This window comes from Novosphingobium profundi, assembly GCF_018491765.1.
Classification (GTDB): domain Bacteria; phylum Pseudomonadota; class Alphaproteobacteria; order Sphingomonadales; family Sphingomonadaceae; genus Novosphingobium; species Novosphingobium profundi.
In genome coordinates, this window is record NZ_JABWCU010000007.1 from 171,937 (window position 1) to 197,270 (window position 25,334).

A 25,334-nucleotide genomic window follows, 5' to 3' on the forward strand; every position below is an offset into this window, starting at 1 on the left:
ATGCGCAGCGACGATACCGTTGAGGACATTGAGCTCGACCTCCTGATCGAGGCCATCTGGCGCCGCTACCAATACGACTTTCGCGACTATTCCCGCGCCTCCGTGCTGCGCCGCCTCCAGCGCGCGCAGGCGCATTTCGGGCATACCAACCTCTCCGGATTACTCGACCGGATCCTCCACCAGAGCGAGTGCCTGCCCGAACTGATCGGGTTCCTGACGATCCAGGTCAGCGACATGTTCCGCGACCCCGAATACTTCCGCGCGATCCGCGAGAAGGTCGTACCGCACTTGCGCACCTGGCCCTCGATCAAGGTGTGGATCGCAGGCTGCGCCAACGGCGAGGAATTCTATTCGCTGGCAATCCTCTTTCGCGAGGAGGGCCTCGAAGACCGCACGCTGTTCTACTGCACCGACATCAACACCGAGGCCCTTTCGCGGGCGAAAGCCGGCATCTTCGAGATCGACCGCCTCCCGGGCTTCTCGCGCAACTACCGCGAGGCCGGCGGCAAGGGCTCGCTCGCCGATTATTACACCGCCAGTTACGGCGTGGCGCGCTTCGACCCCACCTTGCGCAACCGGGTGGTCTTCGCCGACCACAACCTGGCAAGCGACGCGGTCTTCTCCGAGGTCCACTTCGTCTCCAGCCGCAACGTGCTGATCTACTTCGACCGCGCCTTGCAGGACCGCGCGCTCGGGCTCTTTGCCCGCTCGCTGCCGCCGGGCGGCTTCCTCGGACTAGGCTCGAAGGAGACCGTGCTGTTCTCGCCCGAGCGTGACAATTTCGCCGATTTCGCCCCCGAGGAAAAGGTCTGGCGCCGCCGCGCCCATTCAACCCAGGAGGTCGCCTATGCCGAATGAGCCGATCAAGATCCTTGCCGTCGACGACGTGCAGGAAAACCTGATCGCCCTCGAAGCCGCGCTCGATCAGCCCGGCGTCGAACTGGTCACGGCGAGCTCGGGCTTCGACGCGCTCGAATACCTCCTGCGCGATGACTTCGCGCTCGCTCTGCTCGACGTGCAGATGCCGGGGATGGACGGCTTCGAACTGGCCGAGCTGATGCGCGGCACCGAACGCACGCGCGGCATCCCGATCATCTTCCTGACCGCCGTTGCCACCGACGAGCGGCGCAAGTTCCGGGGCTTCGAGGCGGGCGCGGTCGACTACCTGCTCAAGCCCCTCGACATCATGATCCTCAACTCCAAGGTCGCGGTCTTCGTCGAGCTGGCCCGCCAGCGGCGCGAGATCGCCGACCAGCGCGACGCCCTGGGTGCGGCGCTCGGGCGTCTGCGCGCCTATGGCGACAATTCGCTGCTTTCGACCATCGAGATCGACGCGGACTTGCGCATCCTCAACTGGTTCAAGGGCGCCGAGCGCACGATGGGCTACCACGCCCAGGACATGATCGGCCAGCAGCTCGCCAGCGCGCCATTTCTTATCGACGAGGACCTTCCTGCGACGATCAATGCGATTCACGCGCTGCTCGAGAACGGCGGCGGGCGCGCCGTGCAGGACCACCGCTTCCGCCGGTCGGACGGCGCGCGGCGTGAGGGCGAATGGTACGCGACCGCACTGCCCGCCTGCGGACGTACACCCGCCAGCGTCATGCTCTCGATGATCGACGTGACCGAGCGCCGCCGCGCCGAACGCACCCAGCGCCTGCTTATCGGCGAGCTCAACCACCGGGTGAAGAACACCCTTGCCACGGTCCAGGCAATCGCCTCGCAGGGGTTTCGCCACGCCCGTTCGCCCGAGGAATTCCAGGAAGCCTTCTCGGGCCGGATCCAGGCACTTTCGCGCGCGCATTCGCTGCTCAGCGCCACGACCTGGGACAGCGCCAGCCTGCGCCACCTGATCGCCGACCAGGTCGCGATCGGCACGATCGGCGAGGACCGGCTGGACCTCTCCGGACCCGACGTCGACCTGCCGCCCGAAGTCGCGCTGCGTTTCTCGCTGATCCTCCACGAACTGGCGACCAACGCCAACAAATACGGCGCGCTTTCCAACGAGAACGGCACCGTCGCACTCACCTGGACCCGCCAGGGCGAGTGGCTCTCGCTGGTCTGGAAGGAGCGCGGCGGTCCGCGCGTCGCCCCGCCCACCCGGCGCGGCTTCGGCTCGACCCTGATCGAGGGCAGCCTCGCGTCCGACGGCGCCCGGATCGTGGCGGACTATGCCCCCGACGGGGTGTGCTGGCAGCTCGAAGTCCCGCTCGTCACCGGCTCGGAACCCGAAGCGCAGGCACGGACAGCCCCAACACCGCCCCCGTGCGAACCCTCCCCTCTTCCCGAGCCTGAGATCAGTTTGGCCCCCACCGCGGGCGAACCGGCCGCACCGGCCCCGTCCAGCGACGCACTGGCGAACCAACCCGCCCCTGCCGCACCTGCCGCACCGGCCGCCAGCCTGGAGAACCTGCGCATCCTCATCGTCGAGGACGAACCCCTCGTGGCGATGGAGCTGGCCATGGAGATCGAGGACAACGGCGGCATTCCGATCGGCCCGGCCTCCTCGTGCGAACAGGCCATCAACATCATCCGCGAAGTGTCCCCCGACATCGCGCTGCTCGACGGCAATCTCAACGGCGAACGCATCGATCCGGTCGCCGACGCCCTCGCCGCGAAGGCAACCCCCTTCGCATTCGTCAGTGGTTACGACCGCCAACACCTGCCCACCGCGCACAGCCATCGCCCGATGCTCGCCAAGCCGTTCCTGGGCCGCGAGGTCCACGCCGTGATCGCCGCCCTCGCGCACGAGATCTCCGACACGGCGAGCTGAACTCCCCGCGGGAGAACAGGGTTAACTTTCGACCTTCCGAGGATCGGTCGAACCCTCTGCTTGCATCCAAGGAAAAGGGTTACTCGCAAGGCTCCAGAGTGCGCATGGAAGGGGAACCTTCCACCTCGTTTCCCGTTTGACCGAGGCCCCGCCCGCCGCTGCGGGCGAGACGCGCAAGGAGCAGTCACGATGCACGATGGCCCACGCCCCCTGAGTTCCCCATCTTCCTCCTCGCGCGCCGCGTCGCCGCTGGACCCCTCCTTGCGGCGGCAACTGCATGGGCCGATCCTGCCCATGGACGAGCCGGGATTGATCGCGCGCCTCATGCGCTATCTCCGGCCGTTCTGACAGGCCGCAGCCCCGTCACGCAGATTCCCGCCACGCCGATTGATGACGCGAAGCCGCGGTTGGCCTAGACACCGGTCATGACCTCTCGCCCTCCTCCCCGCGTGCTCTTCGTCTGCCTTGGCAACATCTGCCGCTCGCCGCTGGCCGAGGCCGCCTTGCGCGACGCGGCCGAGCGAGCGAGCGTGGCGCTTACAATCGATTCGGCCGGGACCGGCTCCTGGCACGTCGGCAAGGGGCCCGATCCGCGCTCGCGCGCCGAGGCCTTGCGCCACGGGATCGACATTGCCCACTACCGCGCCCGCCAGGTCACGCGCGGCGACTTCGAGCGCTTCGACCACATCATCGCGATGGATCGCCAGAATCTCGCCGATCTCGAGGCGATGGCGCCAAGCGGAGCCGGCGTCCGCCTCTCGCTCCTGCTCGACCATGTGGCAGGCCTCGAGGGCGAGGACGTCGAGGATCCCTACTACGGCGGCGCCGAAGGCTTCGCGACGACCTGGGACCAGGTTCGCCGCGCTGCCGATACGCTGCTACGCGAACTGTCCGCTTCGGACTGACCGCCGCCCTGCATCCGCGCTCAGAAACGGCGCATCCAGTACTGCATCGGCTTGGGGCTCTCGTGCGCCTCGCCATGCTCCTTCCAGGCCAGTTCGGTCAGCAGGCCTTCGACTTTCGCGTAGCCCCGCTTGCGCCAGAATTCGTCGAGCGGGCGGTAATCGACGGGTCGCTCGCGATGATCCTCGGGCCGCATGACCGCCGCGAAAGTCGCGGCCGTTGCCCCCCGGGCCTTCGCCTCGCGCTCGCGCGCGTCGAAGAAGGCATGGCCTATCCCTTGCCCGCGATATTCGGGCAGGAGCACCGATTCGCCGAAGTAGAAGAGGCGCCCGGTATCGAGCCCGCGCGCCTCGAAGGGCGCCCGAAACGCGGCCTTCTGGCCGGCCATGGGCGAGGCCGTCGCCATCCCGACGGCCCTCTCACCCACACACGCGGCGATCACCACACTTCCCGGCTCGGCGACGAATTCGCGCAGATAGCTGCGCTCGTAGGCCATGTCGCCATCGTAGAGATAGGGCCAGGCGGCGAAGACCTCCATGCGCAGCGCCGCAAGGCTTTGCGCCATGCCAAGCACTTGCTCGCCTTTCAGCACCTGCACTTCGATCGCCATCGCGCCCTGCTCCCCATCCCGAAAATCACGAGGCTGCGCCCGCCGCGCGCCGAAGCAAAGCGCAAGGCGAGCCGTCATGCAATCGCGGCGTTTGATTTTGGGTCCGGTTGCTTTATATGCGGCCCGTGAACGACCCCGGTCCGCGCTGTCGTGAAGCGACGCCAGAGCCGGGGTTTGCTCTTTCCATTTTGCTCTATTTCACGTTGCAAGGATCACCCGAATGACCCGTCGCCGCCAGATTTACGAAGGCAAGGCCAAGATCCTGTACGAAGGCCCCGAGCCCGGTACCCTGATCCAGTACTTCAAGGACGACGCCACCGCCTTCAACGCCCAGAAGAAGGGCACGATCCAGGGCAAGGGCGTGATCAACAACCGCATCAGCGAGTACGTGTTCACGCGCCTCAACCACATCGGCGTGCCCAACCACTTCATCCGTCGCCTCAACATGCGCGAGCAGCTCGTGCGCCAGGTCGAGATCATCCCGATCGAGGTGGTCGTGCGCAACGTCGCGGCTGGCTCGATCTCCAAGCGCCTGGGCATCCCCGAGGGCGAGATGCTGCCGCACACGCTGATCGAGTACTGCTACAAGGACGACGCGCTGGGCGATCCGCTCATCGCCGAGGAACACATCGCGTGCTTCGGCTGGGCCAGCAACGAGGAGATGCAGGACATCTCGGCCATGGCGATCCGCGTGAACGACTTCATGGCGGGCATGTTCGCGGCAATCAACATCCGCCTCGTCGACTTCAAGCTCGAGTTCGGCCGCATCTGGGACGGCGACTTCAGCCGCGTGATCCTCGCCGACGAGATCAGCCCCGACGGCTGCCGCCTGTGGGACATGACCTCGGGCGAGAAGCTCGACAAGGACCGCTTCCGCCGCGATCTGGGCGGTGAGGAAGAGGCCTACCAGGAAGTCGCACGTCGCCTCGGCCTGCTCCAGGACGATGGTGGCCCGAGCGAAGTCTTCGACCTCACGCAGCACCGCAAGCTGCGCGGCAAGTAAGCTATTTCATACAACCCCCAGGGATTGTAGAACGAAAACGCCCTCGCTCCCAAACGGAGCGGGGGCGTTTTCGTTAAGCATTCGCGAATTCGGCGCACGCCCCCGCAAGCAAAGAAAATTCACCGCCAAATACATTTCGCGAGGTTCACGACACTTGCGCCCGAAAGTTACCCCAGCCCGACGACACATGAAAAGTCGCACACCGGCCATCGCGGCCATCAGATATCGCATGATTAAATACCATTAACTGAAAAAGCGCATTTGCCGCGAGAATTCTACTGGAAAATCAGGCGGCAAACGTTTGCCGGCTTGAGATGGTTATGAAATTTTCAAGAAACCTGGGGCATCTACTGCCCGTCGGGGCGCTGGCCCGCCGATCTTCGGCGCGGTCTGAAAGCCGGGCAATGAGAGGGAATTCGTGGGTCTTGCGTCCAAGACAGTCTGCCGATTGAGAGCGGTCGGCCAACGCCTGCTCGCGTCCGAACAGGGCAGCATCTACGTGATGTCGGCCGTAGCCCTCCTGGTGATCATCGCCGCGATCGGCGGCGGGGTCGAGATGGCCCGCGCCTACCAGGTCAAGAACCGCCTCCAGAACGCCTGCGACGCGGCCGCCCTTGCCGGTCGCCGCGCGGTCGACGTCAATGGCTACGATACGAGTGCCCAGGCCCAGACCGACAAATTCTTCGGTGCGAACTTCAACGCCGCCACCGAAGGGGTGACGGCATCGGCGTTTGATTCCTCGTCCGAAGACGACGGCGTGACCGTGACCGGCAATGCCAGCGCGACGCTGCCCCTCGTGCTGATGCCGATCTTCGGCTTCGAAACGATCACGGTAAGCGCAGACTGTTCGGCGACCGAGGGCATCGGCAACGTCGATGTGACCTTCGTGCTCGACACCACCGGGTCGATGACCAGCAACAACGTGACCGGCACGAACACGACCCGCCTCTCGGCCCTGCGCACGGCGATGAAGGACTTCTACACCGTGCTCGACAACGCGGTGACCGGATCGAGCGCGCGGGTGCGCTATGCCTTCGTGCCCTACAGCACCACGGTCAATGTCGGGCACCTGCTCTACAACCTCGACCCCGATTACCTTGTCGACACCTGGGGCATCCAGTCGCGCGTGGCCCGCTTTGAAACCACCACGACGCAGACCTACAGCTACACGACTTCGACCAAGTCCTCGTCCAACGGCTGGGGCGGCGGCGGCACGAGCACCAGCTCTGGCACGGCCGCGATGCCTATTACGGAGGAGGCTTACTATTCCACGCCCAACGGGAGTGCCACGTCCTATTCGGGAAGCTACGCCAGCCTGCCCGCCTGCCTCACCGCGATGCCCGACGACACCGCCTGGTCGAACAACGGCTCAACGTCGAGTTCGAGCGGTACCGGGACTACGGGCACCTATACCAGGACCTCCCAGCCGCAGATCATGACCTCGTACACCTGCTACCGCAGCGGGGACGTCTACTACGTCTACGCGTACAAGTCGTATCGTTACTATTACACCTACGCCTATGCCACCAGCAGCACGGTCACCTCGAACAACAAGACCACGACTTACACCGCCACCCCCGGAACCACGACGGCCACGACGACGAGCTACGACCATTTCGATTACAAGGTGGTGAAGTACGACACGTCCTCATTCAAGGCCTTCAATTCGGTGACCACCGCGACCGGGAACAGCGGCGCTGCGGTCTCGACGACCTGGGATGGCTGCATCGAGGAACGCTACACGGTTTCGAACGCCGATCCCGAGTACAGCTCGTCCTCGGACCGGATCACTCCCACCGACGCGCTCGATCTCGATATCGACAGCGCGCCGACTTCGGAGGACGCCACCAAGTGGGCCCCGCTCTGGGACATCGGCTATTACCGCTCGTCAAGCAGTTCGGTGGTGGCGACGAGCGGATCGAGCACGTACTACGCTTGTCCGTCCGCCGCGCGGGCGCTTTCCGAGATGACCGAAACGGCCTTCGACGCCTATGCCGATGGGATGACCTCGGGAGGCAACACCTACCACGACATCGGCATGCTCTGGGGCGCCCGCCTCAGTACCCCGGACGGGATCTTTTCCTCGGTGGTCAACGAGGCTCCCTCGAACGGGCAGAGCGTCTCGCGCCACCTCATCTTCATGACCGACGGCGAGCCGCAGCCGCTCAGCACCTACCATCAGGCCTATGGCACCGAGAAGAACGACAAGCGCGTGACTTCGGACGGCAGCGACGACAAGGACTACCACCAGGCGCGCTTCCGGGCGCTGTGCGACGCGGTCAAGGCCAAGGGCATCCGCATCTGGGTAATCGGCTTCGCCACCGACCTTACCGACGACCTCACCTATTGCGGCTCGGAAAGCAGCATCTACACGGCCAACACCGTCGACGAGCTCAACACCGCCTTCCAGACGATCGCCAAGCAGATCGGCGAATTGCGGCTCTCGCAATGAAGCGCCCCGACCTCTCGTGCAAGAAGGGCGCCGCGGCGGTCGAGCTGGCCTTCGTCGCGCCGGTCTTCCTCGTCCTGATCCTGGGCCTCATGGACATCGCCCAGATGCTCTACGTGCGCGCGATGCTGCACGGCGCGATCGAGGAGACCGGCCGCGCCAGCACGACCGAGGACGCCGACACCGACAGCCTCGACAGCGCGCTCCAGGCCTCGGTCAAGCCGGTCGCCCCCGACGCCACCTTTACGCTTAACCGCGAGAGCTACTACGACTTCACCGACGTGGGCCGCGCCGAAAAGTTCACCGATGCCAACAGCAACGGCACCTGCGACAAGGGCGAGACCTATATCGACGAGAACGGCAACAGCCAGTGGGACGCGGACATCGGCGTCAGCGGCAACGGCGGGGCAGACGACATCGTGGTCTACACCGCCAGCGTGAGCTACACCCCGTTCTTCCAGTTCCCGTTCTACACGATCGGCGACGGGCGCTTCACCGTCTCGGCCAAGACCGTGCGCAAGAACCAGCCTTTCACCTCGCAGACCAGCTACAGCACGACGACGGGGACCTGCTCGTGAGCCGCCCGGCGCCGGGACGGCTTGCCCGCCAGCTGCTGCGTGCGCGTTCGGGCCTCGCCATGCTCGAGTTCGCGCTGGTGCTGCCGGTCATCCTTCTCGTCGGGCTCTACGGCGCCGAACTCACCAACATGGCCGTCGTGCGCATGATGGTGAGCCAGATCGCGCTCTCCACCGCCGACAACGCCTCGCGCATGGAGCAGACCGACAACAGCGGAACGGCGCCCACGGTCACCGAGACCGACATCGAATCCGTACTGACCGGCGCCGTCCTCGAAGGCAGCGCGATCTCGCTTGCCGATAATGGCCGGGTCATCCTTTCCAGTCTCGAGGTCAAGGACGGCACCACCAGCACGCAGATCATCCACTGGCAGCGCTGCACCGGCAGCCTCGCCCTCGATTCCCAGTACGGCCTCCAGGGCGAGACCGTGACCAGCATGGGCAGCGGCGCGAACGCGGTCACGGCCGATGCAAACGACGCCGTCATGTTCGTCGAAGTCTACTACCGCTACACCGGCCTCTTCGGGTCAACCTTCGTGGCCCCCTTCACGCTGCATCGCGAAGGCGCCTTCCTCATCCGCGACGACCGCGACCTCGACAGCCTGTCCGGCACGAAGACCACGGGCTGCTGAGCGACCGCGGCACGCAGGCCACGCCCTGCCCCTGGCCTGGACCGTCGGCCTTGGCAAGCGCCGACGCTTCGGGCACTAGCCGCCGGATGAGATTGCCTATCCTGCCGGTCGCGCTTGTCCTACTCCTGCCCACGCCCTTGGTGGCGCATGCGGATGAGGCAAGGCATCTCCCGGTGGCCGAGGCGAGCTCGCCAGGCCCGCGCACAGATCAGGCCTGGGCGTTCGAGGCCAGCGACATCCCGCTCGACCCGGCGTTTCGCACCGGCCGCCTCGCCAATGGCCTGCGTTACGTGATCCGCCATAATGCCTACCCGTCGGGCACCGGGGTGCTGCGCATGAATGTCGAGACCGGTTCGCTTAACGAGACACCCGCCGAACGCGGGCTCGCGCACTTTCTCGAGCACATGGCCTTCAACGGCTCGCGCAAGGTGCCCGAAGGCCAGATGATCCCGCTGCTCGAGCGCAACGGCCTTGCCTTCGGGGCCGACACCAACGCCTCGACCAGCTTCGAGCGCACGACCTACAAACTCGACCTGCCGCGCAGCGATCCGACCCTGCTCGACACCGCACTCATGCTGATGCGCGAGACCGCGAGCAATCTCACGATCACGCCTGGCGCGGTCGCGCGCGAACGCGGCGTGATCCTTTCCGAGATGCGCGACCGCAACACCTACGCGTTTCGCAACACGCTCGAGAGCTTCCGCTTCCTTTACCCGGAGGCGCGCTTCGTCGACCGCTTTGCGATCGGCACGCCCGAAACCATAGCCGCCGCCACAAGCAAGAGCCTGCGCGCGCTCTACGAACGCGAATACGTGCCCGCCAACGTGACGCTGGTGATCGTTGGCGATTTCGACGTCGACGCGGTCGAGAAGGACATCCAACAGCGTTTCGGCGACTGGGCCGCTCCCTCGCCCGGACCCCAGCCGAGCGCCGGCCCGGTTTCGCCCGAGGACGCCGGGCGCACCGACATCTACCTCGATCCCTCGGTGTCCGAGCGGCTGACCATTGCGCGCAGCGGCCCCTGGCTCGACGAGCCCGACACCGTGGCCCAGCGGCAGGAAAATCTCCTGCGCATCGTCGGCTACCAGATCGTCAATCGCCGCCTGCAACGTCTGGCCCGCCTTGCCGAGCCGCCGTTTCGCGGCGCGGGCTACGGCACCGGAGACGTGTTCAAGGCGGCGCGCACGACACGCCTGGTGGTCGACACCACCGACGGGGGCTGGCGCAAGGGCCTCGCGGCCGCCGTCGCCGAATACCGCCGTGCGCTGGCTCAGGGTTTCACCGAGGGCGAGGTCGCCGAACAGCTTGCGGACATACGCCAGTCGCTCGAGGTCGCGGCACGCTCGGCCGACACGCGCAGCAACGCGGCGCTGGCCGCCGCCGCGCTCGATCTCGTCACCGACCGCAAGGTCCCATCCACCCCGCAATCGGCGCTCGCGCGCTTCATCGCCTTCGAACCCGCCATCACGCCCGATGCCGTGCTTGCTGCGATGAAGCGCGAGGCGCTCGCGCTCGACAACCCGCTGATCCGCTTCGAAGGCCGCAAGGCCCCCGAAGGCGGTGCAAAAGCACTGCGTGGAGCCTACGAGGAGGCCATGGCCGCACCGCTCGCCAAAGCCGCCACCGAGAGCGCGACGCCGTTCGCCTACACCGAATTCGGCACTCCCGGAACAATCGTCAGCGACCATCGCGAGCCGCAACTGGGCATCCGCGAAATCCGCTTTGCCAACGGCGTCATGCTTAACCTGCACAAGTCCGATCTCGAAAAGGACAAAGTGCGCGTCGAAGTTTCGGTGGATGGCGGCAGCCGGCTTGAGACCAGAGGCGATCCCACCGCAACCGAGATGGCCTCGTTCCTCCCCCAGGGCGGCCTTGGCAAGCACAGCCGCGACGAACTCGACACCCTATTTGCCGGCCGTTCGCTCAGCTTCGATTTCCAGGCGAGCACCGATGCCTTCGTCTCGCGCGCGGCGACCACCCCGGGCGATCTCGGACTGCAACTCGAACTGATCGCTGCGCTCATCACCGATCCGGGCTACCGGCCCGAGGGTGAGGTCCAGTACCACCAGGCGATCGCCACCTACTTCGCGCAGATGCGCGCCACGCCCTCTTCCGCGCTTCAGGCGGACCTTGGAGGGATTCTTTCCGGCGACGATCCGCGCTTCACCCTCCAGCCTCCCGCAACATATGCCGGGCTGACTTACGCCCGGCTCAAGCAGGCGATCGGCGAGCGGCTTGCCCATGGCGCAGTCGAGATCGCACTCGTCGGCGACTTCGACGAAGACACCGCCATCGCGCAAGTCGCGCGCACCTTCGGCGCACTCCCCCAGCGCGAGAGCGAATTCGGCACCTTTGCCGACCAGCCGCCCCGCCGCTTCACGCAGGATCGTTCGCCGCGCGTGCTCCACCACACCGGCGCGCGCGACCAGGCCCTGCTGCGCCTGACCTGGCCGACGCGCGACGATGCCGACCCGGAAGAGACCCTCGCGCTCGAACTGCTCGAGAGGGTCATGCGCGTGCGCCTGACCGACAGTCTGCGCGAAGCGATGGGCAAGACTTATTCGCCCGGCGCCTCAAGCTCGCTTTCGCGTTTCTGGAAGGGGTACGGCACGTTCGCGATCAGCGCCTCCGTCGACGTCTCCGACGTTAAGGCGACCCGCAAGGCCATCCGCAAGGTGGTCAAGGCGCTGCGCGCCAAGCCGGTGAGCAAGGATACGCTCGCGCGCGCGCGACAGCCTCTGCTCGAAAGTTTCGACAACGCGCTCAAGACCAACGCGGGCTGGATGGGCCTGGTCGATCACGCGCAGAGCCAGGCGGACCGGATCGAACGCTACGCCAAAGCGCGCGACCGCCTGCTCGCGCTCGATGCCAGCGACGTCCAGACACTGGCCCGGCGCTACCTCGATCCGGATGCGGCCCTCCAGATCACCGTGCTGCCGAGCGAGGCACCGGCCACACCCTGAAACAGGCTAAAGCGTTTCGGCACCGAGACGTTCGAGAACCGGGATCAGTTCGTCGAAATGGCCGATCACCGCATCGCCGCCCAGCGTCTCGGGCGGCGCATCGTTGAATCCGAAGTCGACCACCACGCAAGGCAGGCCCGCCGCCGCGGCCCCTCCCGTGTCGTAGCTGGTGTCGCCGACATAGGCCGCACGGCCACCTCCGGCGCGCTCGACCATCAATTCGATGAGGTCCGGCTGCGGCTTGGCCTTCCCCGGTCCCAGCGTGTCCCCGCCGATCACGGTGAAGAAGCGCTCCGACAGGCCCAGTTCGTCAAACAGCCGCACCGCGAGGTGCTCGAGCTTGTTGGTCACCACGCCGACCTTGACCCCGCGCGCGGCGAGCGCGTCGAGCATCGCCTCGCCGCCCGGGAACAGATGCGTATCCTGCGCGATATTGGCGGTGTAATTGGTCATCAGCTCGCGCTGGAGTTCCTCGAAGCGCTCCGCCGCGACAGGGCCTCCGGTCGCGGCGAGAGCCCGTTCGAGCAACTTGCGCACGCCGCCCCCGACCAGCGTTCGCACGAAGTCCTTGTCCAGCGCCGCACGCCCCTCAAGCGCGAGAGCATGGTTCACGGCCCGGGCAAGATCGCCATGCGTGTCGAGGAGCGTGCCGTCGAGGTCGAAACCGACGATGTCGTAAGGAAATGGTGTCATCCGCCCCTAACTGGTGGCTTGAAGTGGAAACTGCAACAAAATGCTGGCAGATGGCAAAATCATGACTGAATCGAACTCCCCGCTCGCCATCGTCGTCCTTGCCGCCGGCAAGGGCACGCGCATGAAAAGCGCGACGCACAAGGTCCTCCACCCGATCGCGGGCCGTCCGATGCTCGAGCATCTCCTCGCCAGCGCGGACACCCTCGCGCCCACCCGCAGCGTGGTCGTTGCCGGGCACGGGCGCGAGCAGCTCGAGGCCGCTCTGGGCTCGCGTGCGACGATCGCGGTGCAGGAACCCCAGCTTGGCACTGGCCACGCGGTGCAGCAGGCCGAAGCTGCGCTCGAAGGCTTTTCGGGCGACATACTCATCCTCTATGGCGACGTGCCCTTCGTGCGCCCGGAAACCATGCGTGCGATGATCGAAAGGCTCCACGCCGAGGACGCGCCCGCCGTGGTCGTGCTCGGTTTCGAGCCCGAAGATCCGTTGCGCTACGGACGCATCCTTGCCCACGAGGATGGGCGCATCGCGATGATGGTGGAATACAAGGACGCCACCGACGAGCAACGCGCCTGCCGCCTTTGCAATTCGGGGCTCATGGCGGTGAAGGCGCAAGACCTCTTCGCGCTTCTCGCCAAGGTCGGCAACGACAACGCCCAGGGCGAATACTACCTGATCGACATCGTCAACGTGGCCTCGCTCGAGGGGCGGACCTGTGCGGTCATCGTCACCGATGACCCTGACGAAGTGGGCGGCATCAACAGCCGTGCCGAACTGGCCCAGGCGGAAGCGCGCTGGCAGCTGCGGCGCCGCGCGCAGGCGATGGCCGATGGCGTCACGCTCATCGCGCCCGAAACGGTCTTCTTCGCCTGGGACACCGTGCTCGGCCAGGACGTGACGATCGAGCCCAACGTCGTCTTCGGCCCGGGTGTCACGGTGGCTGACGACGTCATGATTCACGCCTTCTCGCACCTCGAAGGCGCCACACTCGAAAGCGGCGTGGCGATCGGCCCTTACGCCCGTCTACGCCCGGGCGCGGTGCTCAAGAAGGGCTCGAAGGTCGGCAATTTCGTCGAAATGAAGAAGGCGGTGCTGGGCGAAGGCGCCAAGGCCAACCACCTCACCTACCTCGGCGACGCCGTGGTCGGCGCCAAGGCCAACATCGGTGCGGGCACGATCACCTGCAACTACGACGGCTATTTCAAGCACCAGACGGTCATCGGCGAGCGCGCCTTCATCGGTTCGAACTCGGCCCTGATCGCCCCTGTGAAGATCGGTGCCGACGCAATCGTCGCGGCGGGCAGCGCGGTGACGCGCGACGTCGCCGATGGCGAACTGCGCCTCGTTCGCGGCGAGCAACTGGTCAAGCCGGGCTGGGCCGACCGCTTCCACGATGCGATGCGCAAGAAGAAGGCCGAAAAGAAGGGGTAAGGCCGCCAAGGCCTCCCCCCTTCCCTTTGCCGCGCGCGCCCGCCGCACATGGCGGACGCAGGTATCTCAAATCACGAACCGATCGCCTGAAGGCGCGAGACGTGCGCGAGCTGTGCATGGGCCGCTTCGCTGTCGGGCTCATACTGGAGCGACTGCTCGATGAGGTCGTGCGCCGCGTCAAGCTCGCCCATCTTCTCCTTGGCGTAGGCCATGCCGCGCAGGGCACGCGCGGCGAGATCGGCATCCGGGCCCCCCACCGTCTTGTCGGCGACCGTCCAGGCCCGATCGAACTGGGTGTAGGCGACCTGCCATTCGCGGCGCGACTTGAACAGTTCGGCGTATTCGTTGGCGAAGTGCGCGTTGGTCGGCGCCATCTCGGTCGCCGCGCGCAAGTCCGCCTCGGCAAGGTCGCCGCGTCCCAGGTCGATCAGCGCGAAACCGCGCCCGAAATGCGCGTCGCACAAGGCATCGTCGATCGCCGCATGGCCTGCGACGCTCGCGGGCTTGTTCGCGGCCACGCAGCGGCGGGGGCGCGAATCACCCGCCAGCCAGGTGTCGGCGGCGCTGATCGCACGGTCGAAATAGGACACCGCCTTCTCGTCCTGGCCCTGCTGGAGCAGCGCGAAGCCTTTCTTCACGTCCGCCTTGAGGTCGGGCGGCGAGATCGGCGCGGTGACGAGCGCAGACGGCGACGGCGCCCGGTGGGGCTCGACAAAGCCGGCACTTTCCGCCTGAACCGAAACGGAAAAACCGCATGCCGCGACCAATACCGCAAGCGCACTGATCCCGATCCGATTACGCGAACGGCCTGAAAACGGATGGGTGGCGTACAGAGGTGCGTACAAGGCGGCTATCCTTCTCCCGGAAAACCGCCCCTGTCCGGCACTACTTTACGTGCGCCTGTCTTTTGCGATGGGACGATCTTCGTTGAAGCACCAAGAATATCCGATGAGCGGCATTTGACAAGAGAGTACGCACTTCGCACATGTCCATACACCGCAATATCCCGTGCTTTCAGCGACACGACCCGGAGCCGTCATGACCAACAACCCCTGGAGCCACGCCCGTTCATCGACCGTTGCCGACGACGTCGACTTCGAGATCAAGGGCCAGGAACTGCAGTTCGTCGAGATCGAGCTCGACCCCGGCGAAAGCGCGGTGGCCGAGGCCGGTGCGATGGTCTGGAAGGACGCCGCGATCGACATGTCGACCGTGTTCGGCGACGGCTCGGGCCAGTCGGGCGGGTTCATGGACAAGCTGCTGGGCGCGGGCAAGCGCCTCGTCACCGGCGAAAGCCTGTTCACCACGGTCTTCACCCACCGCGGCCGGGGCAAGGCCCGCGTCGCCTTCGCCGCGCCCGTGCCCGGCGCGATCCTGCCGATCAAGCTCGACGATATCGGCGGGCGGCTGATTTGCCAGAAGGACGCGTTCCTGTGCGCCGCACGCGGGGTCGAGATCGGCATCCAGTTCCAGCGCAAGATCATGACCGGCCTGTTCGGCGGCGAAGGTTTCATCATGCAGCGGCTCGATGGCGACGGCTGGGTCTTCGTGCAGATGGGCGGCACCGTCGTCGAACGCGAACTGGCGCCCGGCGAGGAGCTTCACATCGATACCGGCTGCCTTGCGGCCTATACGGAAGGGGTCGATTTCGATCTCGTGCGCGCGGGCTCGGTGAAGTCGATGTTCTTTGCCGGCGAAGGCATCTTCTTCGCCCGCCTGCGTGGCCCCGGCAAGGTCTGGATCCAGTCGCTGCCCTTCTCGCGCCTCGCGGGACGCATGCTGGCCGCTGCGGGCCCGCGCGGCGGGCAGAACCGTGGGGAAGGCTCGCTGCTCGGCAGTCTCGGCGATCTCCTCGACGGTGATTGAGCTCCGCGCGGATCTTTCATGCCTTTTCAGGGCAAATCGCAACGATCTGTTAACCCGGCGGCGGCAAGGCAGAACGCATGTTCTGGACCAAGGGCCCCGGCCGCTTCATCGTGCCCGTCACGTGGAGCCTGTTCGGTGCCTGCTTCCTCTTCGGCCGACTGCTCGCATGGCGTTATGGGCGCCCCTGCCCCGGTACCGACCCGCAGGCGCCGATTCATGTCGCCGAGATGGCATGCGGCACCCCGCATATCGCGATGATCGGCAACCTCAACACGCTCTTCGGACTGGGCTTTCTGTGCCTCGGCTTCCTGTTCACCGGACTTCGCCGCAAGGAGAAACGGCGCCTGGCCGCGCGCGCGGCGCTGCTGGCCGACGTCGACGTTGACGCCGATCCGATCCGCGTGAGGCTTGACCGCCGGGTGCAGGAAACCGCGCGACAGGCCGCATCGCCACGCGAGTAAATCTTTTGCTGGCGGCGCCGGCAAACGGGCACTAACGCGAGAGCAGACAGGCCCGGACCGCTTGCACGAGCGCTCCGGCGACAGAGGATACAGGTTCGCCATATGTGTGGAATTATCGGGATCGTCGGCAAGGAAGACGTGGCGGATCGCCTGGTCGATGGCCTGCGCCGCATGGAATACCGGGGCTATGACAGCGCCGGGGTCTGCACGCTTGCGGACGGCGAGATGATCCGCCGCCGCGCCGAAGGCAAGCTGGCCAACCTCGTGCGCGAACTGGCGCTCAACCCCGCTCCGGGCCTCACCGGCATTGCCCATACCCGCTGGGCCACCCACGGCGCCCCCACCGCGACCAACGCCCACCCGCACGCGACGCAGACGCTCGCGCTCGTCCATAACGGCATCATCGAGAATTTCCGCCCCTTGCGCGAAGCCCTCGAAGCGCGCGGACGCACCTTCGAGAGCCAGACCGACACCGAGGTCGTCGCACATCTCGTCTCCGAACAGGTGGAGGCCGGGCTCTCCCCGCAGGACGCGGTCAAGATCGCCCTGCCCCAGCTGCGCGGCGCCTTCGCGCTCGCCATTGCATTTCGCGCGCACCCCGACATGCTGATCGGCGCGCGCCTGGGCTCGCCGCTGGTGGTGGGCTATGGCGAGGGTGAGACCTACCTCGGCTCGGACGCGCTGGCTCTCGCGCCGCTGACCCAGCGCATCACCTACCTCGAGGAAGGCGACTGGGTCGTCATCACCCGCGAGGGCGCACAGATCTACGATGCGCAGAACACGCCGGTCGAGCGCGCGATCGTGCACTCGGGTGCTTCGGCGATCGCGATCGAGAAGGGCAATTACCGCCACTTCATGCAGAAGGAGATCTTCGAGCAGCCGACCGTGGTGGCCCAGACGCTGAGCAGCTACATCCGCCAGGTCACCCAGTCGGTCAGTCTGCCGCAGATGGATTTCGACCTCGGCACGGTCAACCGCATCACGATCGTCGCCTGCGGCACCAGCTACTACGCCGGAATGGTCGCCAAGTACTGGATCGAGACCTTCGCGCGCATCCCGGTCGACATCGACGTCGCCTCCGAGTTCCGCTACCGCGACCCGGTGCTCGAGCCCGGCGGCCTCGCGCTGTTCATCTCGCAATCGGGCGAGACGGCCGACACGCTTGCCGCCCTGCGCCACTGCAAGACGCAAGGCCAGACCATCGCGGTCGTCGTCAACGTCCCCACCAGCACGATGGCGCGCGACGCGGACCTCCTGCTGCCGACTTACGCGGGTCCCGAGATCGGCGTCGCCTCGACCAAGGCCTTTACCTGTCAGCTTGCTGTTCTCGCCGCGCTCGCCGCGCGCCTCGCCGTCCTGCGCGGACGGATGGACCGTGAAGACGAGACCCAGGTCGTCCAGCATCTCGTCGAGACCCCTGCCGCCCTCAACGCGGCGCTCGCCCACGACGAGGAGATCGCCGCCATGGCCCACCTCATCGCGCCCGCGCGCGACGTGCTCTACCTCGGCCGCGGTCCGGATTTCCCGCTGGCGCTCGAAGGTGCGTTGAAGCTGAAGGAAATCAGCTACATCCACGCCGAAGGTTACGCATCGGGTGAAATGAAGCACGGGCCAATCGCGCTGATTGACGAAGCAGTGCCGGTCATCGTTCTGGCCCCTTCCGGTCCGCTTTTCGAAAAGACCGTGAGCAACATGCAGGAAGTGCGCGCGCGCGGCGGCAAGGTGGTGCTGATCTCGGACGCCGAGGGCATCGCCGAGGCGGGCGAAGGCTGCATGGCGACGATCGAGATGCCCCGCGTCCACCCGTTGATCGCGCCGATCGTCTATGCGGTTCCGGTCCAGTTGCTCGCCTATCACGTTGCCTGCGTGAAGGGCACCGACGTCGATCAGCCGCGCAACCTGGCCAAGAGTGTCACCGTGGAGTAAGCCGGTTACGCAAGAGCCCTGAAAAGGGCGCGGGCTATTGCTTATCCTTTACCCGCCGCTAACCAGTGACGCGTAAGGCTCGCCGGGTGAAAAAGCATTCGCAACCGCAGCCCAAGGCGCTCCCCAGTCAACTCCCGACCTTCGCCGTTCTCGGCCTCGTCGACCCCGCCGACGGCGATTGGGAGCGCCTGCGCGGCCTGCAGTTTTCCGGGCTCCAGCAGGCCTCGCTGCTGCGCCGCGTGACCCAGATCAGCGCGATGCTGGCGATGCTGGCGATCTGCTATGGCCATGTGCCCGCGCTGGTGCTGGCGGCGTGGTTCCTCGTGACCGGCTTTACGCTGTGGCGCGGCTATCGCATCAGCCAGTTACTCTATGGCACCGATCGACGAGGCATCACCCGCAAGGAAGTTGATCGCCAACTCCATGGCTTTGCCCTCAACGCGCTGGCCTGGGCGCTTCCCTTCGCGATCTTCGGCCCCTTCCTCGATCCCGAACTGCAGTTGAAAATCTGGGCCATCCTGGCTGTCCTGATGACCGCCTCGGGGCTCCTCATGCCCGCAGTACCCATGGCCGCGCTGTTCTTCGGCGGGCTGATCGGCCTCTCCGAAATCGTCTTCTTCCTGTTCGTCCGCGCCTTTGACATGGCCGCGATCAGCCTGGTCCTTGCGGGGATCATCGTGTGGGGCGCGATCAAGTCCGCGCAACGCTACCTCAACGCCAAGATCGCGCAGGCGGGCCTATCCGAGAAGGAGGAAGTGGTCTCGATGCTCTTGCGCGAATACGAGGAAAGCGGGGCCGACTGGCTCTGGCAAACCGACACTGCGCGCCGCACCCGCTCGGTCTCCCCGCGCTTCGCCTTCGCGCTGGGACGCGAGGCAAGCGAGGTCGAGGGCATGCCCTTCGTCGAACTCATCGCCGGATCGAACTGGAATTCCGGTGAGTTCCATCCGAGCCTGCGCGAACTGGCCGAGCGCATCACCCGGCGCGAGAGCTTTTCCAATCTCCTCGTGCGCGTCACCGTCAACGGGCGCCATCGCTGGTGGGAACTGTCCGGCACCCCAAAACTCGACGAGAACGGCGCCTTCACCGGCTTTCGCGGCGTGGGCTCGGACGAGACCGAAGCGCGCGAGAGCTCGGACAAGATCGCCTACATGGCGCGCTACGATACGCTGACGGGGCTGCCCAACCGCATGATGCTGACCGAAGCGCTTGACGAGGCCCTCGCTTACGCGCGCAAGTGGCGCACGCGCTGCGCCTTCCTGATGATCGACCTCGATCGCTTCAAGGCCGTCAACGACACGCTGGGGCATCTGGTGGGCGACATGCTGCTGGCGCGCGTCTCCGAACGCATTCGCGAGCAGATGGGCGAGCACGACATCTGCGGGCGCCTGGGCGGGGACGAATTCGCCATCGTCATGCGCGACGCCGACGATCCCCGCCAGGTCGAGTCGCTCGCCGAGCGGGTGATCGATCGCCTCGCCCTGCCCTACGAGATCGATCACCACACGCTCTACGTCGGGGCCTCGATCGGCTCGGCCTTCGGCCTGCAGGACGGCGAGGATGTCGAAACGCTGATGCGCAACGCCGATCTCGCGCTCTACCGCGCCAAGGACGGAGGCGGCAACGCCTACCACCGCTACGAGCCGGCGCTGCACGCGCACGCCGAAGAACGGCGCAAGCTCGAATTCTCCTTGCGCCACGCGCTCGATCACCGCGAACTCTCGCTGCACTTCCAACCTGTGGTCGAGGCCGCAAGCGAGCAAGTAGTCAGCTTTGAGGCGCTCGTGCGCTGGAACAGCTCGGAACATGGCTTTGTCAGCCCGGCCAAGTTCATCCCGCTGGCGGAGGACACCCGGCTCATCGTGCCGATCGGCGAATGGGTCCTGCGCGAAGCCTGCCACCAGGCCATGCACTGGCCCGACCACGTGCGCGTCGCGGTCAACGTCTCGGGCGAACAGTTGCTGGACCACAACTTCGCGGCAAGCGTCGTAAGCGCGCTGGCCGAAAGTGGGCTGGCCCCCGAACGGCTCGAGATCGAAGTGACCGAAAGCATTTTCCTGCGCGACGGGACGAGCGCGAACCAGGTGCTCAAGCGGATCATGTCGCTCGGGTGCGCGATCGCGCTCGACGACTTCGGGACCGGCTATTCCTCGCTCGGGTACCTGCGCAAGCTGCGCTTCTCGACAATCAAGATCGACCGATCGTTCGTCCAGAGCGCGGCGGCGGGCAACGTGGAAAGCGTCGCGATCATCCGCGCCGTGGTCGCCATGGCCGAGAGCCTCGACATGTCCACGACCGCCGAAGGGGCGGAGACCGATCGCGAAGTCGAGATGATCCGACGCCTGGGCTGCCGCAAGATTCAGGGCTACTACTTCGGCCGCCCGATGAGCGCGGCCGATGCCGGCGCGATCTTCGTCAACCAGCACTACCTCGCCCGCCAGCGCGTAGCCTGACGACCTCACAGGTCCGATGAAAAAACCGCCCGAAAGCGAGAGCTTGCGGGCGGTTTTTCAATTGATCTGCGAACGTATCGAGCGATCAGGCCCCGATCAGGCCCTTGATCGCGCTCTCGAACAGAGCGCGTCCGTCGGTGCCGCCGTGGGTCGCCTCGATCGCGCGCTCGGGGTGCGGCATCATGCCCAGCACGTTGCCCCGGGCGTTGAGAACGCCCGCGATCCCGCGCACCGAACCGTTGACTTCCTCGGCGTAGCGGAAGGCCACCTGGCCCTCGCCCTCGAGGCGGTCGAGCGTCTCGGCGTCGGCGAAGTAGTTGCCGTCGTGGTGCGCGACGGGGATCGAGATCACCTGCCCGGCCGCGTAGCCCGAGGTGAACAGCGAATTCGCGTTCTCGACCTTGAGCGCGACGTCGCGGCACACGAAGCGGATCACCGAGTTGCGCAGCAGCGCGCCCGGCAGCAATCCGCTTTCGGTCAGGACCTGAAAGCCGTTGCATACGCCCAGCACCGGCACGCCCTTGTCGGCGGCGGCGATCACCGCCTGCATGATCGGCGAGCGCGAGGCGATCGCACCGCAGCGCAAGTAGTCACCGTAGGAGAAGCCACCCGGAAGCGCGATGAAGTCGAGGCCCTCGGGCAGCTGCGAATCGCCGTGCCACACGCGGGCGCACGGGCTTCCCGATACCTTCTCCAGCGCCACCGCCATGTCGCGGTCGCAGTTGGAGCCCGGGAACGTGATGACGGCCGAGCGGAACGCCATCAGGCGGCCACCTTCTCGATGCGGTAGTTCTCGATCACCATGTTGGCGAGGAGCTTCTGGCACATCTCGTCGAGCGCTTCGTCGCTCACGTTCTCCTCGACGTCGAGCTCGAACAGGCGGCCGGCGCGAACGTCGTTGACGCCCGAGAAGCCGAGGCCTTCGAGCGAGTGGTGGATCGCTCGGCCCTGCGGATCGAGGACACCGGGCTTGAGGCTGACGTGGACGCGGACTTTCATCACGGGGGCCTTTCGCTGAATGCGGCAGATTCGGTAAAATGCGCCTATGGCCTCGACACGGCCCCGGGGCAAGGGTGCGCGCGCGCTTTCGGCGTTGAATGCGCCAGCGCTTGGTGCCATCGCTTCGAGGCAACACCCATGCGGAAGGCCTCCCCCATGTCGATTTCCTTTGCCGGCCAGGTCGCCATCGTCACGGGCGCGGGGACCGGGCTTGGCCGCGCCTATGCGCTCGAGCTGGCCCGGCGCGGGGCGAAAGTGCTCGTCAACGACCTTGGCACGGGCCGCGACGGCACCGGAGAGGCCGAGGCGGCCGCAAAAGTCGTCGAGGAAATCCGCAGTTTCGGTGGCGAAGCGCTGGCCGACCCCGGAGACGTGTCCGACTTCACGCAGATGGAAGCGATGGCCGCGCGCGCGATCGAAGCCTGGGGGCGCATCGATGTGCTCATCAACAATGCCGGCATCCTGCGCGACCGCACCTTCCACAACATGGACATGGCTGATTTCGAGGCGGTGGTGCGGGTCAACCTGCTCGGCAGCGCGGGTGCCACCAAGGCGGTCTGGGCGCAGATGCGCAAGCAATCCTATGGCCGGGTGCTGATGACGACGTCCTCCTCGGGCCTCGGCGGCAATTTTGGACAGGCCAACTACGGCGCGGCGAAGCTCGGCGTGCTGGGCCTGGCCCGAACGCTGCGCCTGGAAGGCGCCAAGTACGACATCCGCGTCAACTGCATCGCCCCCACTGCGGGCACGCGCATGACCGCCGACATCTTCCCCGAGGAAGCCTACGCAACCTTCAGCCCCGAGACGGTCGTGCCCGCTGCGCTCTTCCTCGTTTCGCCCGAGGCGCCTAGCGACGCCGTCCTGGGCGCCTCGGGCGGGGTCTACCAAAGCGCCTACGTCACCATGAACGAAGGGGTCTTCATCCCGGCCCCGGCCTGCACGCCCGAAGCGATCGCCGCCGCCTGGCCCCGGATCGATGCGCGCGACGCACTTGCCATCTTCGAAAACGGCATGGAGCAATCGCACCATGCACTGGCCAAGATCCGAAACGAAATTCCGTGATTTTCTGAGCCCTTGCTTGACGCCCTGCGATCTCGAAGACAGTCTCGCGGGACAAAGCCGAGCGGCCGTCAGGGGGTGATGGTCGCGGCCGCGGGCAAACGGGGACTGTCGATTTGGCTTACATGGAATTGGAACGGGGGCTACGCGTACTTACGGGTCGAGCCCGTGCCGTCACGATCACGCTGGTTCTATTCGGCGCGGCGAACGTGATTTGCGCTGCCGGAGTACTTGCTGCGCTCGCGGCCGGAGAGGGCTTCGGCGATGCCGATGGCTACATCTCAGGCGTCCTCGGCCTCGGCATCCTCGCAATCGTGGCAACAGCCATTGCCAGCGTGGTTGCCGTCAGCCTCTGGATCTACCGCGCCCACGCCAATCTGCGCGCCACGCGGGACGAGAGCTTCGAGCATTCGCCGACCTGGGCGATCCTCTGGTTCTTCGTGCCGATCGCCAACCTGTTCAAGCCCTACCAGGCCATGCGCCAGTTGTGGAACGACAGCCACCTGCAGAGCGACGGCTACACCGCAAGTGGCCCTTTCGAGGTTAAGATCTGGTGGGGCTTTTGGATTGCAGGCAATTTTGCGACCCGCCTCTTCTTCCCGCTTGGCCTGCTTCTCTTCGTCGTCGACGCCTATTTCCTGTACCGCCTGGTGAGCGCGGTTACGCAGGCCCAGACACACGAGATGAACGCGAGCTACGCCTTCGCCTGACCGGCGGTCTTAGTCGACGATCTTGAGCAGCTTGCGCTCGAGCGGACTGAGCACGCCGGACAGTTCGTGGCCACGCTTCAGAATCTGGCCCGATTCGCCGAACAACGTCCACATGCCCTGCTTGCCGCGCAGCGACGGACGTTTCTCGATACGCGCCTGCGGGCGCTCGGCCGCGCGGCGAAATACCGAGAAATGCGCTGCGTCCTTCTCGAAGTTCATCGCGTAATCGCGCCAGAACCCGGCGGCGACCATGCGGCCGTAAAGATTGAGGATCTTCTGCAACTCGAACCGGTCGAACGCCACCTGGAGCGGCTTGCGCCCGGGAAAGGCGACGACACTGGCATCGACGGAGCTGGGAGTTGGTGCAACGGGACCCGACACGCGCGCGCTCAGATACCCTTGCAGACGGGCTCGGGTTCAGGCTCGGGAGTGCGCTCGGCCGCGCGTTCGAGCGCCTCGTGCGCGGCGGTCAGCGCCTGCGTCATCGTCGCCACTTCCTTGCGCAGCGCCTCGATCTGCTCCTCCAGTTCGTCGACGCGCTGGTTCGGCGCGGGCTCGCACGGCTCGCGGCACGGCGTGCCGTAGGGCATGAACTTCTTGGAATAGGTCTCGGCGGTCACCAGCGTCGAACGGGCCTTGACGCCCACCATCGTCGCCCCCTCGGGCACGTTCTCGGTGACTACCGCGCTGGCGCCGATGCGCGCGCGCTTGCCGATCGTCACCGGACCGATGATCTGCGCGCCCGAACCGACGATCACGTTGTCCTCCAGCGTCGGGTGGCGCTTGCCGCCAACGCCATTGGTGGGGTTCGAGCCGCCCAGCGTCACGCACTGGTAGATCGTCACGTTGTCACCGATATGCGCGGTTTCCCCAATCACGGTGAAGCCGTGGTCGATGAAGAAGTTCTTCCCGATCGTGGCGCCGGGATGAATGTCGATCGCGGTCATGAAGCGCGAGAAGTGGTTCACCGCGCGCGCGAGGAAGAACAGCTCGGCATTGAACAGGCGGTGCGAGATCTTGTGGAAGAACAGCGCCCAGACACCGGGGTAAAGCAGCACTTCCCAACGCGAGCGCGGCGCCGGGTCGCGCGCGACGACGGAATCCAGGTAGCGGACGAGTTTCCCAAACATGGGGCAAATCTCCCATCAATCTTCGCGCGATGCAAGCTTTCGCCTTGAAAGCCGCCGCCTATCGGTAAAGTCCCTAGGTCGGACGACCGTTCCCGAACTCGGCCAGAGCCTCGCGCCAGATCGCCAGGGTGGGCGGCTGCTTGCGCTCGAGACTCAGCCGGTCGATCGCGGCGACCAGACGTTCGGCCCCCAGATGGCTACGAACCGCGCGCGCTGCAAGATAGGCGCTCGCCGAAGGGTCGAGCACGAGGTGGCGCATCTGCGCATGGACGTCGATCAGCTCGGCGAGCATCTCGTCGTCCGGCTCCTCGATCTCGAGCTGGAGCGCGGAGCCCAGGCGCGAGGCGAGATCGGGCAGGCGCACGTGCCAGCGCCCCTTGGCCTTGCCCCGCTTGCGATTGGAGATGAGCAGAAGTGCGCGCCCGGTCTCCTGCGCCCGGTTCCAGGCGTGGAACAGCACGTCCTCGTCGACATGTTCCGCGTTGTCGATCACCTCGCCCCCGCCGCCGTCGGCGAACCAGTGGCCGAGCAGCGTCTTGCCCGAGCGCGGTGGGCCGTAAAGGATCGCGGTGTGAAACGGCCAGCGCTCGGGGTCGGTCAGCGCGTCGATGGCGGCCGCGTTGGCCTCGCCCACCACGATGCGTGGCGGGCTGTCGCTCGACGCGGACAGCGGAAGGGCAATCTGCCTGGGCATCGTCGA

General features: G+C 66.1%; 23 protein-coding genes. 15 read left to right on the forward strand and 8 right to left on the reverse strand.

What is annotated here, in order from left to right; translation table 11 throughout:
- The 3 genes from HT136_RS09205 to HT136_RS09215 all read left to right on the forward strand — a co-directional run bounded on the left by HT136_RS09205 (position 1) and on the right by HT136_RS09215 (position 3,678).
- Positions 1–858: a CheR family methyltransferase gene (locus HT136_RS09205; protein WP_214199584.1), complete on the forward strand. Its 858-nt coding sequence runs from the start codon at positions 1–3 to the stop codon at positions 856–858.
- Positions 848–2,773 carry a response regulator gene (locus HT136_RS09210; RefSeq protein WP_214199464.1) on the forward strand — a complete coding sequence of 642 codons (1,926 nt, stop codon included), beginning with the start codon at positions 848–850 and terminating at the stop codon, positions 2,771–2,773. The genes HT136_RS09205 and HT136_RS09210 overlap by 11 nt, the downstream gene beginning before the upstream one ends.
- Before the next feature lie 425 nt (positions 2,774–3,198).
- Positions 3,199–3,678: a low molecular weight protein-tyrosine-phosphatase gene (locus HT136_RS09215; RefSeq protein ID WP_214199465.1), complete on the forward strand. Its 480-nt coding sequence runs from the start codon at positions 3,199–3,201 to the stop codon at positions 3,676–3,678.
- 20 nt (positions 3,679–3,698) lie between these two features.
- Here HT136_RS09215 and HT136_RS09220 read toward each other — a convergent pair whose 3' ends face one another.
- Positions 3,699–4,286, reverse strand: coding sequence for a GNAT family N-acetyltransferase (locus HT136_RS09220; protein WP_214199466.1), 588 nt, complete (start codon positions 4,284–4,286; stop codon positions 3,699–3,701).
- A 220-nt stretch (positions 4,287–4,506) separates the two neighbouring features.
- Between HT136_RS09220 and purC the strand changes: the two genes are divergently transcribed.
- The 5 genes from purC to HT136_RS09245 all read left to right on the forward strand — a co-directional run bounded on the left by purC (position 4,507) and on the right by HT136_RS09245 (position 11,908).
- A complete protein-coding gene (gene purC, locus HT136_RS09225; protein ID WP_214199467.1) occupies positions 4,507–5,289 on the forward strand; it encodes a phosphoribosylaminoimidazolesuccinocarboxamide synthase in 783 nt (260 codons plus the stop codon).
- 418 nt (positions 5,290–5,707) lie between these two features.
- Entirely contained in the window at positions 5,708–7,741 is a 2,034-nt protein-coding gene (locus HT136_RS09230) for a pilus assembly protein (protein ID WP_214199468.1), read from the forward strand.
- Entirely contained in the window at positions 7,738–8,316 is a 579-nt protein-coding gene (locus HT136_RS09235) for a TadE/TadG family type IV pilus assembly protein (RefSeq protein ID WP_214199469.1), read from the forward strand. The genes HT136_RS09230 and HT136_RS09235 overlap by 4 nt, the downstream gene beginning before the upstream one ends.
- Complete coding sequence (locus tag HT136_RS09240; RefSeq protein ID WP_214199470.1) at positions 8,313–8,945, forward strand: TadE/TadG family type IV pilus assembly protein; 633 nt, start codon at positions 8,313–8,315, stop codon at positions 8,943–8,945. The genes HT136_RS09235 and HT136_RS09240 overlap by 4 nt, the downstream gene beginning before the upstream one ends.
- A 173-nt stretch (positions 8,946–9,118) precedes the next feature.
- Positions 9,119–11,908 carry a M16 family metallopeptidase gene (locus HT136_RS09245; protein WP_343222149.1) on the forward strand — a complete coding sequence of 930 codons (2,790 nt, stop codon included), beginning with the start codon at positions 9,119–9,121 and terminating at the stop codon, positions 11,906–11,908.
- A 6-nt stretch (positions 11,909–11,914) separates the two neighbouring features.
- Here the strand turns inward: HT136_RS09245 and HT136_RS09250 are convergent, their stop codons facing one another.
- The gene (locus HT136_RS09250) at positions 11,915–12,601 is read right to left on the reverse strand and encodes an HAD-IA family hydrolase (protein ID WP_214199472.1); all 687 of its coding nucleotides are present in this window, start codon (positions 12,599–12,601) and stop codon (positions 11,915–11,917) included.
- Positions 12,602–12,662: 61 nt separating this feature from the next.
- Between HT136_RS09250 and glmU the strand changes: the two genes are divergently transcribed.
- On the forward strand, positions 12,663–14,030 hold the full coding sequence (glmU, locus tag HT136_RS09255; protein WP_214199473.1) for a bifunctional UDP-N-acetylglucosamine diphosphorylase/glucosamine-1-phosphate N-acetyltransferase GlmU: 1,368 nt from the start codon (positions 12,663–12,665) through the stop codon (positions 14,028–14,030).
- 71 nt (positions 14,031–14,101) lie between these two features.
- Here glmU and HT136_RS09260 read toward each other — a convergent pair whose 3' ends face one another.
- Positions 14,102–14,875: a tetratricopeptide repeat protein gene (locus HT136_RS09260; protein ID WP_246543502.1), complete on the reverse strand. Its 774-nt coding sequence runs from the start codon at positions 14,873–14,875 to the stop codon at positions 14,102–14,104.
- A gap of 193 nt (positions 14,876–15,068) precedes the next feature.
- On the opposite strand from HT136_RS09260, the gene HT136_RS09265 reads away from it, so the two are divergent.
- The 4 genes from HT136_RS09265 to HT136_RS09280 all read left to right on the forward strand — a co-directional run bounded on the left by HT136_RS09265 (position 15,069) and on the right by HT136_RS09280 (position 20,736).
- Positions 15,069–15,896: an AIM24 family protein gene (locus tag HT136_RS09265; RefSeq protein ID WP_214199474.1), complete on the forward strand. Its 828-nt coding sequence runs from the start codon at positions 15,069–15,071 to the stop codon at positions 15,894–15,896.
- A 77-nt stretch (positions 15,897–15,973) separates the two neighbouring features.
- Positions 15,974–16,357 (forward strand): hypothetical protein, encoded by a 384-nt coding sequence (locus HT136_RS09270; protein ID WP_214199475.1) that lies wholly within the window; start codon positions 15,974–15,976, stop codon positions 16,355–16,357.
- Positions 16,358–16,459: 102 nt separating this feature from the next.
- A complete protein-coding gene (gene glmS / locus HT136_RS09275) occupies positions 16,460–18,283 on the forward strand; it encodes a glutamine--fructose-6-phosphate transaminase (isomerizing) (protein ID WP_214199476.1) in 1,824 nt (607 codons plus the stop codon).
- 86 nt (positions 18,284–18,369) lie between these two features.
- Positions 18,370–20,736 carry a putative bifunctional diguanylate cyclase/phosphodiesterase gene (locus HT136_RS09280; RefSeq protein ID WP_214199477.1) on the forward strand — a complete coding sequence of 789 codons (2,367 nt, stop codon included), beginning with the start codon at positions 18,370–18,372 and terminating at the stop codon, positions 20,734–20,736.
- Between the two features lie 85 nt (positions 20,737–20,821).
- On the opposite strand, the gene purQ is transcribed toward HT136_RS09280, so the two are convergent.
- On the reverse strand, positions 20,822–21,499 hold the full coding sequence (purQ, locus tag HT136_RS09285; protein WP_214199478.1) for a phosphoribosylformylglycinamidine synthase subunit PurQ: 678 nt from the start codon (positions 21,497–21,499) through the stop codon (positions 20,822–20,824).
- Entirely contained in the window at positions 21,499–21,735 is a 237-nt protein-coding gene (purS, locus tag HT136_RS09290) for a phosphoribosylformylglycinamidine synthase subunit PurS (RefSeq protein ID WP_214199479.1), read from the reverse strand. The genes purQ and purS overlap by 1 nt, the downstream gene beginning before the upstream one ends.
- A 156-nt stretch (positions 21,736–21,891) precedes the next feature.
- On the opposite strand from purS, the gene HT136_RS09295 reads away from it, so the two are divergent.
- A complete protein-coding gene (locus HT136_RS09295) occupies positions 21,892–22,797 on the forward strand; it encodes an SDR family NAD(P)-dependent oxidoreductase (protein WP_214199480.1) in 906 nt (301 codons plus the stop codon).
- 122 nt (positions 22,798–22,919) lie between these two features.
- Positions 22,920–23,504 carry a DUF4328 domain-containing protein gene (locus tag HT136_RS09300; RefSeq protein ID WP_214199481.1) on the forward strand — a complete coding sequence of 195 codons (585 nt, stop codon included), beginning with the start codon at positions 22,920–22,922 and terminating at the stop codon, positions 23,502–23,504.
- Between the two features lie 9 nt (positions 23,505–23,513).
- Here HT136_RS09300 and HT136_RS09305 read toward each other — a convergent pair whose 3' ends face one another.
- The 3 genes from HT136_RS09305 to HT136_RS09315 form a co-directional block, all read right to left on the reverse strand.
- Positions 23,514–23,885, reverse strand: coding sequence for a DUF2794 domain-containing protein (locus tag HT136_RS09305; protein WP_343222150.1), 372 nt, complete (start codon positions 23,883–23,885; stop codon positions 23,514–23,516).
- 8 nt (positions 23,886–23,893) lie between these two features.
- Positions 23,894–24,634: a serine O-acetyltransferase EpsC gene (gene epsC / locus HT136_RS09310; protein WP_214199482.1), complete on the reverse strand. Its 741-nt coding sequence runs from the start codon at positions 24,632–24,634 to the stop codon at positions 23,894–23,896.
- A 73-nt stretch (positions 24,635–24,707) separates the two neighbouring features.
- A complete protein-coding gene (locus HT136_RS09315; protein WP_214199483.1) occupies positions 24,708–25,328 on the reverse strand; it encodes a P-loop NTPase family protein in 621 nt (206 codons plus the stop codon).
- Positions 25,329–25,334 lie beyond the last annotated feature (6 nt).